The sequence below is a fragment of the Actinomadura opuntiae genome (assembly GCF_030283205.1).
Lineage (GTDB): Bacteria > Actinomycetota > Actinomycetes > Streptosporangiales > Streptosporangiaceae > Spirillospora.
The window spans coordinates 35,034-47,724 of sequence record NZ_JASNWF010000037.1; the positions used below are offsets into that span (position 1 = coordinate 35,034).

Consider the following 12,691-nt stretch of genomic DNA (forward strand, 5'->3'; position numbering starts at 1 on the left):
GGAACGAGCGGGCGCGGCGCAATCGGCCCGGCAATGGCGGCCGTTCACCGGGTCCGGTTCATGGTGTGCTGCACGAAAGGTGAGTTAGCGTGTGATTTCGCGGAAGTTGCAGTGCGGCGCGGGTGAGGAAAAACCCGTAAAATGATCAGCCAACGTGCAGCGCAGGACGGTCCCGGTGCGGCACACTGCGACGGGGCCGCTCCCCGGACGGAAGGGGGTCGGAACGGTGATCGCGTCGCGGGGTGCGTCCGGTGACATGACCCCGTTCCGGGGTCCGACCGTCCGGCAGCGCCGGCTCGCCGCCGAACTCCGGCGGCTCAGGGAACAGAAGGGACTCACCGGAGACGATGTCGCCGAGCGGCTGGCCTGGTCGACCGCCAAGGTGAGCCGGCTGGAGAACGCGCGTACCGGCGCGAAGATCGACGACATCCTCGCGCTCATCGACCTTTACGACATCGCCGAATCCCACCGAACCGAGCTGATCGCCCTCGCACACGATGCCTCCGAGAAGGGCTGGTGGGAGGGTTACCGGGAACTCCCCGGCGGCTACTCCGCACTGATCGCACTGGAAGACGAAGCGAACAAGATCACGCAATGGGAGACCTACATCGTTCCGGGCCTCCTGCAAACCGAGGCGTACGCGCGTGCGACGATCTCCGGGCTGCATCTTTTCGACACCGTTCCGCCGCGGGAGATCGACCGCAGGGTCGAGGTGCGGATGCGTCGCCAGGGAATCCTGCACAGAGCAGAACCTGTCGAATACACCGTCCTGCTGGACGAGTCCGTGCTGCAGCGCCTCGTCGGCGATCCCGCGGTCATGCGAGCGCAGCTCGACCATCTCCGCACGGTCGCCGAACTGCCGAACGTGACTCTGCGCATCATGCGGCTGGGCGTCGCCCATCCACTCATGGAGGCGTCTTTCCAGCTGCTGGAGTTCGACCCGGTTCACGACGTCGTCTTTCCGGACATCGTTCACACGGAAAGTCTCACGGTCAGCCAGTTCATCGACGAGAAGATCACGCACATGTATCGCCTCGCCTTCGAAGGAATGGCACGGGTCGCACTCGGCAGCGCCGAGTCCGTCGAATTGATCGCGCGAGCGCGGGCCGTCTGGCGTTGACACCGCCCATGGCGGTGCATAAACCCAGGAAAGGCCAACGCGTGTCCTCGTTCGAAATGACGACCGAAACCACCGGGTCCACGGCCGGCGCGACCGGCTGGCGCAAGAGCGCGCGCTGCGCGGGCAACGGCGCCTGCGTCGAGATCGGGAGCCTGCACGGCGGCGCGGTCGCCGCTCGGGACGCCTACGACGGCGACGCCGGCCCCGTGCTGACGTTCTCCGCCGCGCAGTGGCGGGCGTTCACGGCCGCCGCGAAGGCCGGCCGGTTCGACCTGGCCGGCTGACCCGGGGTTCCGGGGAGGAAGTTCGAGGGCCCGCGTCGGCGCACGCCGGGGCGGGCCGCCTCCGTGCCGCGGCCGCCGTCAACGTTGATCATCGGCATTTCCGGCGAATCTTGTTACCTTGTTCTTGGCATCGGCAGCGCCGCCGTGAGCAGAATGCGTCTCCGATTCGGGAGCCAGGATGAGTTTCCATGCCACGCCGTCCCCCCGCTGGAGGAAGAGCACCCGCTGCGGGGCGAACGGCACGTGCGTCGAAGTGGCCGGGCAGGACGACGGAATCGTCTCCGTACGCGCCGGGGCGGCCGACGATTCGCGCCTGGACTTCGCCCCGCGGGAATGGCGCCGGTTCGTCGCGGCCGTCCGGCGGGGAGACTTCGACTTGCACTGAAACTTGCATTTACTGAGAATCTCAGAATCGAACGAGAATATCGCCGCGCGCACCCGTGCCCGGCGGGGCCGGGACGGCACGGAAAAGGGCGGAGAAGGCGTTCGCCCCCTCCGCCCCCGTGCCGGGCGCTACTCGACGGTGACCGACTTGGCGAGGTTGCGGGGCTGGTCCACGTCGTGCCCCTTGGCGGTGGCCAGCTCGCACGCGAACACCTGCAGCGGGACGGTCGTCACCAGCGGCTGCAGCAGCGTCGGGACGGCCGGGACGCTGATCAGCGTGTCCGCGTACGGCTGCACCGACGCGTCGCCCTCCTCGGCGATCACGATGGTGCGGGCGCCCCGCGCGCGGATCTCCTGGATATTGGAGACGATCTTGTCGTGCAGGACGTCGCGGGCCCGCGGCGGCACGACCACCACGACCGGCAGGCCCTGCTCGATCAGCGCGATCGGGCCGTGCTTCAGCTCGCCCGCCGCGAAGCCCTCGGCGTGCATGTACGCCAGCTCCTTGAGCTTCAGCGCGCCCTCCAGGGCCACCGGGAAGCCCACGTGCCGGCCGAGGAACAGCACGCACCGCTCGCCGGCCAGGGACCGGGCCAGCTCGCGGACCGGCTCCATCGTCTCCAGGACCTTGTCGACCTTCTCCGGCATCCGCTCCAGCAGCTGCACCATCGCGAACACCTCGTCGCCCCACTTGGTGCCGCGCACCTGCGCGATGTAGAGCGCGATCAGGTACACCGCGACGAGCTGGGTGAGGAACGCCTTGGTCGAGGCGACCGCGATCTCCGGGCCGGCGTGCGTGTAGAGCACGCCGTCGCACTCGCGCGGCAGCGTGGAGCCGTTGACGTTGCAGATGCCGAGCAGCTTGGCCTTCTGCTCGCGGGCGTGCCGGACCGCCATCAGCGCGTCCATCGTCTCCCCGGACTGGGAGATCGCGATGACCAGCGTCGTCGGCGACAGGATCGAGTCGCGGTAGCGGAACTCGCTGGCCAGCTCCACCTCGCAGGGCAGCCCCGCCCAGTGCTCGATCGCGTACTTGGCGATCAGCCCGGCGTGGTAGGACGTCCCGCACGCCACGATGATGATCTTGTCGACCTCGCGCAGCTCCCGGTCGGTGATGCGCATCTCGTCCAGGTGCAGCCGGCCGTCCGCGCCGATCCGGCCGAGCAGCGTGTCGGCGACCGCGCGCGGCTGCTCGGCGATCTCCTTGAGCATGAAGTAGTCGTAGCCGCCCTTCTCGGCGGCCGACACGTCCCAGTCGACGTGGTACTCGGTCACCTCGGCGGGCCGGCCCTCGAAGTCGGTGACCGTCACCCCGCCGGAGCGCAGCTCGACGACCTGGTCCTGGCCCAGCTCGATCGCGTCCCGGGTGTGCTCGATGAACGCCGCGACGTCGCTGGCCAGGAAGTTCTCCCCGTCGCCGACGCCGACCACCAGCGGCGAGTTGCGGCGCGCCCCGACCACCAGGTCGTCGTCGCCGGCGTGCACCGCGACCAGCGTGAACGCGCCCTCCAGCCGGCGGCACACCCGGCGCATCGCCTCGGCCAGGCCGTCGCGGGCGTTGCCGTCCACCGCGGCGAGCTCGTCCTCCAGCAGGTGCGCGACGGCCTCGGTGTCGGTGTCGGACCGCAGCTTGTGCCCGGCGTCCTCCAGCTCGGCGCGAAGCGCCGCGAAGTTCTCGATGATGCCGTTGTGGATCACCGCGACGGTGCCGGTGCAGTCGGTGTGCGGGTGCGCGTTGCGGTCGTTCGGCGGCCCGTGCGTCGCCCACCGCGTGTGCCCCATGCCGAGCGTCCCGGCGGGCGGCGGCTCCTCCGCCAGCGCCTCCTTCAGGTTCACGAGCTTGCCCGCGCGCTTCGCCGTCGCCAGCCGTCCGCCGGCCAGCACGGCCACCCCGGCCGAGTCGTAGCCGCGGTACTCCAGCCTCGCCAGCCCGTCGACCACGACGTCGAGCGCGGGCCGGCCGCCTACGTACCCCACGATTCCGCACATGGCGGCAACTCTATTCGGTGTCCCGGCCCGGACCTACCCGCAAGGGGCGTAGACGGGTGGCGCTAGGTTGGACGCCCGGTGAAAACCCGGAGACCCGCCTGAACCGGGGATTACCGTTCAGGCCATGACGAGCGGATGGGACAGCGTGCCGACCCCTTACGTGGAACTCTCCCGGGAGGCCTGGCGGTCCCTGCGCGAGAGCACCCCGCTGCCCCTCACCCCCGGTGAGCTGGACGCGCTGCGCGGCCTGCGCGACCCGATCGACATCACCGAGGTCGAGGAGGTCTACCTGCCGCTGTCGCGGCTGCTCAACCTGTTCTTCCAGTCCGACGGGCGGCTGCGCGACACCGTCAGCGGCTTCCTCGGCGGCGAGGTCGCCCCGACCCCGTTCATCATCGGCGTCGCCGGCAGCGTCGCGGTCGGCAAGTCCACCACGTCGCGGCTGCTGCGCACGCTGCTGGCCCGCTGGCCCGAGCACCCGAGCGTGGAACTCGTCACCACCGACAGTTTCCTGTATCCGAACGCGATCCTTAACGAGCGCGGGATCATGGAAAGGAAGGGTTTCCCCGAGTCCTACGACCGGCGGGCGCTCGTCCGGTTCGTCTCGTCGATCAAGGCGGGGGCGGCGCAGGCCGACATCCCGGTCTACTCCCACCTGGAGTACGACATCGTCCCGGACGCCAGGCAGACCGTCCGGCGGCCCGACATCCTGATCGTCGAGGGCCTGAACGTGCTGCAGGCCCCGCCGCCCGGCACCCTCGGCGTGTCCGACTTCTTCGACTTCTCCATCTACGTGGACGCGCGGGTCGAGGACATCATGCAGTGGTACATCGACCGCCTCTTCGCGCTGCGCCGCACCGCGTTCACCGATCCGCGGTCCTACTTCCACAAGTACGCCCACGAGCTGGACGAGGACGAGACCGCCGCGTTCGCCAAGCGCGTCTGGCGGGACGTCAACGAGATCAACCTCGTCTCCAACATCCTGCCGACCCGCGCCCGCGCCACCCTCGTCCTGCACAAGGACCGCGACCACGCCGTCCAGCGCGTCCGGCTACGCCGGATCTGAGCCCACGGGCTCCGGGGCCGCCGGCGCCGTGGCGGCCTGCGCGAGCCGCACCGCCTGCGCCTCCTGGAAGCGGGTGATCCGCCAGACGACCACCGAGGCCAGCGCGGCCGCCGCGATCCCGAAGGCCCAGTCGACCACGCACAGGGTGATCTCGCGGTGGATGTGCCCGACCGTCCCGGTGAGGTCCCCGTCGCCCAGCCGTCCGACCAGGATCCAGACGACGAACGCCGCCCACCAGGCGTTGACCGGCCAGGCCGACCTGAGCGGCGGCGCGCTGACACGCCACACCGACGCGACGACGTTGCGCGGGATCCAGAAGTTCAGCACGGGCACGAACCACCCGGCGATCACCCACGGCCGGCCCCAGCCCTCCGGCACCTCGATGACCTCCGCGGCCGTGCGCGCCTGCCACAGCCAGACGAGCACGGCGACCCCGGTGAGGACGAGATCACAAAACCGTGACGCCCTTCGCCGGGACGGCCCGCACGCTACTCGGCGCTGGCGATGGTCAGGGAGCGCAGGCGGAAGGCCGCCAGGAACGCGGCGCCCACCGTGACGATCACGAGCAGCGGGATCGCGACCCCGAGGTCGACCGACGAGGTGACCGGCGAGGCCGGGGTCAGCGCGTCGGTGACCGACAGGGCCCACTGCTGGATGGACGCCGACTTGGCGCCCGGCGCGAAGCTGCCCAGCAGCGACTCCCAGACCAGCGCGTACAGCAGCCCGATCGTCACCGCGTTGCGGCTCACCACCGCCAGGGCGACGAACACCGCGCTGTAGGCGACGCCGCCGACCAGCACCCCGACGGTGAAGGCGGGCGCGAGCTGCGCGGTCGTCCCGGTCAGCAGCAGCCCCGCCAGCAGGGTCGGGACGACCGAGAACGCCGCGACCAGCACGATCGCGACCGCCAGCTTCGTCAGCACGATCACCTGCCGCGGGATCGGCTTGGTCAGCACGTACATGATCTGCCCGTCGTCGATCTCGGGGCCGATCACCCCGGTGCCGGCGATCAGCGCGAGCAGCGGCAGCAGCGTCGCCAGCCCGAACTTCTGCAGCACGTTCGCCGAGACGTCCAGGTCGTTCTGGCCGGTCCAGCGCAGCACCGCGGCCAGCACCACCAGCAGCACCGGCAGCGCGAGCAGCAGCAGCGCGCGCCGCCGGCCGAGCATCGCCCGGAAGGTGATCATCGCAATGGTCGCGTTCATCGGAGCATCACCGGGCCACCAGGTAGGAGAAGACGCTTTCGAGGGACTCGTCGGCCGGGGAGACCTCCCACAGCCGCACGCCGGCGTCCCGCGAGACCTGCGGGAGCAGCCAGGTGAAGCGCTGGAAGTCGACCGCCTCGACGCGCAGGCCCTTGTCGGTCAGCTGGACGCTGCGGGCCGACCCGTCGGCGATGACGGCGGCGGCGAGGCCGCGGTCGTCGGACGAGCGGACGAGGAAGACGTGCGGCCGGTCGGTCATCAGCCGGCGGATCTTGCGGAAGTCACCGGACGCGGCGTGCCGCCCCGCCACGATCACCTCGATGTGCCCGGCGAGCCGCTCGACCTCCTCCAGGATGTGCGAGGAGAACAGGATGGTGCGGCCCTCGTTCGCCATCCGGATGATCAGGTCCATCAGCTGGAGGCGCTGGCGCGGGTCCATGCCGTTGAACGGCTCGTCCAGCAGCAGGACGGGCGGGTCGTGCACGAGCGCGGACGCCATCTTGATCCGCTGCTTCATGCCCTTGGAGTAGTTGCCGATCGTCCGGTTCGCCGCGTACGCCATCTCGACCCGGTCGATGGCCTGGCGGGTCGCGGCCTGGGGGTCGGGCAGCTTGTGCAGCTTCGCCATCGACAGCACGAACTGCTCGCCGGTGAGGAAGTCGTAGGCGCTCTCGCGTTCGGGGACGAGCCCGAGCCGCCGGTAGATGCCGGGGTTCTGCCAGATCGGCTCGCCGTCCAGGGTGATCGTCCCGGACGAGGGGGCGAGGAACCCGCCCATCATGTGGATGAGCGTCGACTTCCCGGCGCCGTTCGGGCCGAGCAGCCCGGTGACGCCCGGGCCGATCGTCATCGACACGCCGTTGACGGCGACCACGTTGCCGTACCAGCGGGAGACCTTCTCCAGCCTGATCTCGCTCAAGACAGCCCCGCCTTCCGGAAACGGCGGTAGACCACCGCGATCGAGCCGACGACGATGGCGGCGCACAGGGCGAGCGCGACGAAGCCGGCGAGCGTGCCGGACGGCACGTCCACCGCCGACCGCTGCTGGCCGAGCAGCCGCACCTGGACGATGTCGACCAGGTTGAACGGAGCGAGGACGCCGATCCACCCGGCCAGGGTGAAGTTGGTCTGGTGCTCGGCGATGCCCTGGATGATCAGCGTGAACGTGCTGGTGATCATGTAGACGGCGATGACCGCGGCGACGCCGAGCCCGCGGCGCGGGGTGAACGCGGCGACGAGCATCCCGATCGCGGCGAGCACGAGCGCGAACAGCACGCAGCCGGCGAGCCCCGCCAGGTAGTGCAGGAACTGGTGCCAGGAGCCGGGCACCTTGGTCACCAGCCCGCCGACGTACAGCACGGTGACGGGCACCGCCATCAGCGCGAACAGCGCGGTCGCCAGCGCGCCCAGCTTGGCCAGCACGAAGTCGAGATGGCCGACCGGGCGGGAGAAGTACAGCGGGACGACGTGGAAGCGGATCTCCCGGGACGCCAGCACCGGCGCCTGCGTGGCCAGGAAGATCGCGATGATGACCTGGAGCGTCACCGCGTAGGAGGAGTAGCGGATCAGCGCCTCGGGCCGCTTGGCGACCGCGACGACCGCGACCGACCCGGCGGCCGGCAGCAGCATGATCGCGGCGAGCAGGAACGGCATCACCTTGGCGCGGGCGGGCCGTCCGAGCCCGAACGCGGCGCGCAGGTTGTGCACGTACAGCGACCGCATCACGTAGGCGCGGCCGTTGCGGCGCCCCTCGTAGTGGCGGTAGCCGATGTCGTGGATGGTGCTGGTGCTCATCGCGGGCCTCCCTGCGGCGTACCGGGCGGCATCGGGACGGGCGGGGCACCCGGCGGCGCCGGCGGCGGCACCCCCGCTCCCGGCGGACCGGCCGCTCCCGGCGACCCCACCGGACCGGCCGCTCCGGGCGGCCCCGGCGGGACGGTCTCGGCGGGCGGGGTCTGGAAGACCTCCTCGATGTGGTGGCGGCGCTGCTCCATCCGGATCAGCCGCAGCCCGAGGTCGGCGACGCCGTCGCGGACGAGGTCGTAGGTCGCCTCCCCGGCGATGTCGACGACCAGGAACCGGCCCTCCGGGTGCACGGACACGCCCTGGTCGTACAGGTGCTGGCCGAGCCGGTCGCGGCCGTCGTCCACCTCGACGGTCAGCACCCCGCTCGCGGCGGTGTAGGCCTCGACGGCCTGGGAGCGCAGCAGCTTCCCGCCGTCGATGATGACCACGTGGTCGCAGACCCGTTCCAGCTCACCGAGCAGGTGCGAGGTGACCAGCACGCTGATGCCGAACTCGGCGCCGATGCGCCGGATCAGGTCGAGCATCTCGTCGCGCCCGGCCGGGTCGAGGCCGTTGGTCGGCTCGTCCAGGAAGACCAGCTTCGGATCGTGCACGAGGGCCTGCGCCAGCTTCACCCGCTGCCGCATGCCGGTCGAGTAGCCGCCGATGGGCCGGTAGCGCTCCTCGTACAGCCCGACGTGGCGCAGGGTGTCGGCGGCGCGCTCGCGCGCGGCGGTCGGCGGCAGCCCGCACATCCGCGCCATGTGCACGACGAACTCCGTCGCGGACACGTCCGGCGGCAGGCACTCGTACTCGGGCATGAACCCGACGCTCTCCCGGATCCGGACGCCCTCGCGGGCGATGTCCATGCCGAGCACCGTCGCGGTGCCGGCGGAGGGGGGCTGCAGGCCGAGCAGGATCTTGATCAGCGTGGACTTGCCGGCGCCGTTGGCGCCGACCAGCCCGACGACGCCGGGCTCGACGGCCACCGACAGGTCGTCCAGGGCGGTCACCCGGGGGAACCTCATCGTCAGGCCCTGGGTGGCGATAATCGGCATGTCCCCGAACCTAGCGGCTGGGCGGGGCCGCGACGTCACCCTTAGGTGGTAGGCGGCTGCGCCTTAGGTCGACCGTCTGGCCGCCGATCGGCCCCTCTGGCGGAGGACGGCGTTCCACACGGCCCGCTGGACGAACAGCGTCACCGTCCCGGCGATGATCATGCCGGCGAAGTTGACGCCGAGCTGCTCCAGCGACCCGGTGATCTCGGTGCCGTGCCGCAGCGCCAGCGCGACCGCGAGGTTGCCGGCCGCCGGCACGGTGGTGACGGAGATGAAGACCCCGACCAGCGCCGAGGACTTGCCGGCCGTCAGCGACAGCACCCCGGCGGCGCCGGCCAGCAGCGCGACGATGAACGACCAGCGGTCCGGGCTGTAGATGAACGCGGTGAGCGGCCGGTTCTCCGGCAGCCGGTCGCTCTCGATGACGCCGATCCACTTGCTGACCAGCGCGCACACGTAGGTGATGACGATCGCCGCGGCGAACCCGACGATCAGCGCCTTCACCGCCTGCCAGATCCGCCACGGCTGCCGCCGGAAGATCCCGTAGCAGATCGCCGCGACCGCGGCGAACTCCGGGCCGAGCACCATCGCGCCGACCACCAGCACGGGCGAGTCGATCAGCGCGGCGATCGCGGCCAGCTGCGTGGCCAGCGCGAGGAACGCGATGAACGACCAGGTCAGGATCGTCCCCTCGGTGACCTGCCGGTCGAACTCGTCCCAGACGACCGCGTCGTCGCCGTGGCCCGGCGCCCGCCGCTCGGCCCGGTCGGCGACCCTCGACATGGACAGGTCGATCTTCTCCATCGCGATGGAGCCGCCCTTGTCGATGCCGAGCCGGCGCAGCGCGGCGAGGACCTCGTTGGCGGACTCGCGCGCGACGTCGCTCTGGACGAGGTCGCCGCGCGGCGAGCGCGCGGCGCCGGGCAGGACGACGACGTTCGTGGCGCCGGCGCACTCCGACAGGGCCGCGCACACGGCCTCCGTACGGTCCGGCGGGACGATCGCTCTCAGGTGCAGCACCCGCCACATGCTGCCGTAAAAGCCGGGTGAACGTGGCGCCGGCGCGAGTCCGTACGATTTGATCGTTTATTTACCCGCTTCTGGGTGAAAGACGACCAAAAACCTCCAGGTGGTGACGGCATGACGCGACGGGAACGGGTTCGGCGGGATCGGGGCCGCACGGCCCTCGCCGCGGCGGCGCTCGCACTCGCGCTCCCGCTGCTGGCCTCCGGCTGCAAGACGGACGCGGGCGCGACGGGATCGGGCGGATCGTCCGGCGGGTCCGGGTCCGGGCCCGCGGCGAACGACGGGCACTCGGTCAGCCCGCTCGACAACCCCGACGGCACCAAACCGGGCCTCGCCGCGATCACCTCCTCCGGCGACCGCGCCAAGGCCCGCGCGCTCATCGGGAAGGTCGACACCAAGGGACGCGGTCCCAAGACCGGCTACGAGCGCGACGAGTTCGGCTACGCCTGGATGGACAACGCGCCCGACGTCCCGTTCGCCCGCAACGGCTGCGACACCCGCAACGACCTGCTGAAGCGGGACGGCCAGGACATCGACTACCGGTCCGGGTCCAACTGCGTGATCATGTCGCTCACGCTGGCCGACCCGTACTCCGGCAAGACGATCCACTGGAAGAAGTCGCACGCGACCGCCATCCAGATCGACCACGTGATGCCGCTGTCCTACGACTGGCAGATGGGCGCGTCGCGCTGGTCCAAGGACAAGCGCGAGTCCATCGCCAACGACCCGCTGAACCTCATCCCGGTGGACGGCCCGCTCAACGGCGCCAAGAGCGACTCCGGCCCCGCGTCCTGGCTGCCGCCGAACAAGCGCGTCCGCTGCTCCTACAGCGTCCGCTTCGCGCAGGTGTCGCTGAAGTACCACCTGCCCGTGACCACCGCCGACAAGAAGATGATGCTCAGCCTGTGCGGCGCCTGACGGCGGACCGCGCCCATATGCTCGTCCAATGAGCAACGAACCCGACCACAGGCCCGACGACGACGGCGCCGACGGCGCCGAGCGGCCCCGCGTCCGCACCGAGCGCGGGATCGGCGCCCGCGCCACCGGCGCCGAGGTGACCGGCGCGTCCGCGACCGGCCTCACCCTGCGCCTCGGCAACGGCCTCGGCTCCCTCGCCGTCGGCTCCATGGCGCTCGGCGCGATCGCCATCGGCGCCGTCGCGATCGGCAAGCTCGTGGTGAAGCGGGCGGTCATCGCCCACCTGGAGGCCGGCACCGTCGAGATCGGGCACCTCAAGGTCGGGCGCCTGGAGATCGACGAGACCTGACCCCCCGGCGCCCGCCCGGCTAGCCGAGGAGGTCGCGGACGACCCCGGCCAGGCGCTCGGCGACGGCCTGCGCCTGGTCGTGCGACGCCGCCTCCACCATCACCCGCACCATCGGCTCGGTGCCGCTCGGCCGGATCAGCACCCGGCCCGTCTCGCCCAGCTCCGCCTCCGCCTCCGCGACCGCCGCCGCCAGCCCCTCGTCGGTCTTCGCGCGCGCCTTGTCGACGTCCCGGACGTTGATCAGCACCTGCGGCAGCCGCGTCATCGCCTTCGCCAGCTCGTCCAGCGGACGGCCGCTGCGCACCATCGCCGCCAGCAGGTGCAGGCCGGTCAGCACCCCGTCCCCGGTCGTCGCGTGGTCCAGCATGATCACGTGGCCGGACTGCTCGCCGCCGAAGACGAACCCGCGCTCCTTCATCGCCTCCAGCACGTACCGGTCGCCGACCGCGGTCTCCACCACCGCGATCCCGGCCTCCCGCATCGCCAGCTTGAAGCCCAGGTTCGACATCACCGTCGCGACCACGGTGTCGGACGCCAGCGCGCCCGCCTCCCGCAGGTCCAGCGCCAGGATCGCCATGATCTGGTCGCCGTCCACCACCTCGCCCGACGCGGTCACCGCCAGGCACCGGTCGGCGTCCCCGTCGTTGGCGATGCCCGCGTCCGCGCCGTGCTCGCGGACCGCCGCGCACAGCGCCTCCAGATGCGTCGACCCGCAGCCGGCGTTGATGTTCAGCCCGTCCGGCGCCGTCCCGATGGTGATCACCTCGGCGCCCGCGCGGCGCAGCGCCTCCGGCGCCACCTCGCTGGACGCGCCGTTCGCGCAGTCCACCACCACGCGCAGCCCGTCCAGCGACACCGGCACCGTCCCCAGCAGGTGCGCGACGTACTGCTCGACCGCGCCGTGCGCCTCCCGGACCCGGCCGACGCCCGCGCCCGTCGGCGGCTCCCACGCCTCGCCGATCCGCGCCTCGATCCGGTCCTCGAGCTCGTCCGGCAGCTTGTAGCCGCTGCGGTCGAAGAACTTGATCCCGTTGTCGGGCGCCGGGTTGTGCGACGCCGACAGCATCACCCCGACGTCGGCGGCCAGCTCGTGCGTCAGATGCGCGACCGCCGGCGTCGGCAGCACCCCGAGCCGCAGCACGTCCACGCCGGAACTCGCCAGCCCGGCCACCACCGCCGCCTCCAGGAACTCGCCCGAGGCCCGCGGGTCGCGCCCGACCACCGCCAGCGGCCGGTGCCCCCGGAACGCGCCCTGCTCGCCGAGGACCCGCGCCGCCGCGACGGACAGGTCCATGGCCAGCGGGGCGGTCAGGTCGCGGTTGGCGAGCCCTCGCACGCCGTCGGTCCCGAACAGACGAGCCACAGTTCAACTCCCGGAAAGACGAAAAGACCGCACGGGCGCCGGGGAGCGGGTGCGCGCCCCCTGCGCCCATGCGGTCAAATCTAGTGGGCCGGGCCCCCCGAACATGGGCGAGCCGCCGCACCCGGTGCGCCGCCCGTGCGGGGC

The 12,691-nt window shown here is 71.4% G+C and carries 13 protein-coding genes and 1 pseudogene; 6 read left to right on the forward strand and 8 right to left on the reverse strand.

What is annotated here, in order from left to right; all coding sequences use genetic code 11:
• The first annotated feature begins 256 nt into the window (after positions 1–256).
• The 3 genes from QP089_RS45850 to QP089_RS45860 all read left to right on the forward strand — a co-directional run bounded on the left by QP089_RS45850 (position 257) and on the right by QP089_RS45860 (position 1,789).
• Positions 257–1,120, forward strand: a complete 864-nt coding sequence (locus QP089_RS45850; protein WP_285920890.1) for a helix-turn-helix domain-containing protein — start codon at positions 257–259, stop codon at positions 1,118–1,120.
• Positions 1,121–1,176: 56 nt separating this feature from the next.
• Positions 1,177–1,404 carry a DUF397 domain-containing protein gene (locus QP089_RS45855; protein ID WP_285920891.1) on the forward strand — a complete coding sequence of 76 codons (228 nt, stop codon included), beginning with the start codon at positions 1,177–1,179 and terminating at the stop codon, positions 1,402–1,404.
• Between the two features lie 178 nt (positions 1,405–1,582).
• On the forward strand, positions 1,583–1,789 hold the full coding sequence (locus QP089_RS45860) for a DUF397 domain-containing protein (protein WP_285920892.1): 207 nt from the start codon (positions 1,583–1,585) through the stop codon (positions 1,787–1,789).
• A 128-nt stretch (positions 1,790–1,917) separates the two neighbouring features.
• Here the strand turns inward: QP089_RS45860 and glmS are convergent, their stop codons facing one another.
• Positions 1,918–3,777 carry a glutamine--fructose-6-phosphate transaminase (isomerizing) gene (glmS, locus tag QP089_RS45865; protein WP_285920893.1) on the reverse strand — a complete coding sequence of 620 codons (1,860 nt, stop codon included), beginning with the start codon at positions 3,775–3,777 and terminating at the stop codon, positions 1,918–1,920.
• A 124-nt stretch (positions 3,778–3,901) separates the two neighbouring features.
• Here glmS and coaA point away from each other — a divergent pair, with 124 nt between their 5' ends.
• Positions 3,902–4,843 (forward strand): type I pantothenate kinase, encoded by a 942-nt coding sequence (gene coaA, locus QP089_RS45870; protein ID WP_285920894.1) that lies wholly within the window; start codon positions 3,902–3,904, stop codon positions 4,841–4,843.
• Here coaA and QP089_RS45875 read toward each other — a convergent pair.
• From QP089_RS45875 to QP089_RS45900, 6 genes and pseudogenes are all read right to left on the reverse strand, one after another.
• A pseudogene (locus QP089_RS45875) lies at positions 4,829–5,278 on the reverse strand (DUF4328 domain-containing protein); the annotation flags it as partial. The gene coaA and the pseudogene QP089_RS45875 overlap by 15 nt on opposite strands.
• A gap of 53 nt (positions 5,279–5,331) precedes the next feature.
• Complete coding sequence (locus QP089_RS45880) at positions 5,332–6,048, reverse strand: ABC transporter permease (protein WP_285920895.1); 717 nt, start codon at positions 6,046–6,048, stop codon at positions 5,332–5,334.
• A gap of 7 nt (positions 6,049–6,055) precedes the next feature.
• Positions 6,056–6,967 carry an ABC transporter ATP-binding protein gene (locus QP089_RS45885; protein WP_285920896.1) on the reverse strand — a complete coding sequence of 304 codons (912 nt, stop codon included), beginning with the start codon at positions 6,965–6,967 and terminating at the stop codon, positions 6,056–6,058.
• The gene (locus QP089_RS45890; RefSeq protein WP_285920897.1) at positions 6,964–7,842 is read right to left on the reverse strand and encodes an ABC transporter permease; all 879 of its coding nucleotides are present in this window, start codon (positions 7,840–7,842) and stop codon (positions 6,964–6,966) included. The genes QP089_RS45885 and QP089_RS45890 overlap by 4 nt, the downstream gene beginning before the upstream one ends.
• Positions 7,839–8,891 carry an ABC transporter ATP-binding protein gene (locus QP089_RS45895; protein WP_285920898.1) on the reverse strand — a complete coding sequence of 351 codons (1,053 nt, stop codon included), beginning with the start codon at positions 8,889–8,891 and terminating at the stop codon, positions 7,839–7,841. The genes QP089_RS45890 and QP089_RS45895 overlap by 4 nt, the downstream gene beginning before the upstream one ends.
• A 63-nt stretch (positions 8,892–8,954) precedes the next feature.
• Entirely contained in the window at positions 8,955–9,911 is a 957-nt protein-coding gene (locus QP089_RS45900; protein ID WP_285920899.1) for a DUF389 domain-containing protein, read from the reverse strand.
• 120 nt (positions 9,912–10,031) lie between these two features.
• Between QP089_RS45900 and QP089_RS45905 the strand changes: the two genes are divergently transcribed.
• Positions 10,032–10,835, forward strand: a complete 804-nt coding sequence (locus QP089_RS45905) for an HNH endonuclease family protein (protein ID WP_285920900.1) — start codon at positions 10,032–10,034, stop codon at positions 10,833–10,835.
• Between the two features lie 28 nt (positions 10,836–10,863).
• A complete protein-coding gene (locus QP089_RS45910) occupies positions 10,864–11,184 on the forward strand; it encodes a hypothetical protein (RefSeq protein ID WP_285920901.1) in 321 nt (106 codons plus the stop codon).
• Between the two features lie 19 nt (positions 11,185–11,203).
• On the opposite strand, the gene glmM is transcribed toward QP089_RS45910, so the two are convergent.
• Positions 11,204–12,547: a phosphoglucosamine mutase gene (gene glmM, locus QP089_RS45915; RefSeq protein WP_285920902.1), complete on the reverse strand. Its 1,344-nt coding sequence runs from the start codon at positions 12,545–12,547 to the stop codon at positions 11,204–11,206.
• Positions 12,548–12,691: the final 144 nt, after the last annotated feature.

Coding starts and splice junctions, on each gene's coding strand:
- QP089_RS45850 (WP_285920890.1), top strand. CDS start 257: ATGACCCCGTTCCGGGGTCCGACCGTCCGGCAGCGCCGGCTCGCCGCC.
- QP089_RS45855 (WP_285920891.1), top strand. CDS start 1,177: ATGACGACCGAAACCACCGGGTCCACGGCCGGCGCGACCGGCTGGCGC.
- QP089_RS45860 (WP_285920892.1), top strand. CDS start 1,583: ATGAGTTTCCATGCCACGCCGTCCCCCCGCTGGAGGAAGAGCACCCGC.
- glmS (WP_285920893.1), bottom strand. CDS start 3,777: ATGTGCGGAATCGTGGGGTACGTAGGCGGCCGGCCCGCGCTCGACGTC.
- coaA (WP_285920894.1), top strand. CDS start 3,902: ATGACGAGCGGATGGGACAGCGTGCCGACCCCTTACGTGGAACTCTCC.
- QP089_RS45880 (WP_285920895.1), bottom strand. CDS start 6,048: ATGAACGCGACCATTGCGATGATCACCTTCCGGGCGATGCTCGGCCGG.
- QP089_RS45890 (WP_285920897.1), bottom strand. CDS start 7,842: ATGAGCACCAGCACCATCCACGACATCGGCTACCGCCACTACGAGGGG.
- QP089_RS45895 (WP_285920898.1), bottom strand. CDS start 8,891: ATGCCGATTATCGCCACCCAGGGCCTGACGATGAGGTTCCCCCGGGTG.
- QP089_RS45905 (WP_285920900.1), top strand. CDS start 10,032: ATGACGCGACGGGAACGGGTTCGGCGGGATCGGGGCCGCACGGCCCTC.
- QP089_RS45910 (WP_285920901.1), top strand. CDS start 10,864: ATGAGCAACGAACCCGACCACAGGCCCGACGACGACGGCGCCGACGGC.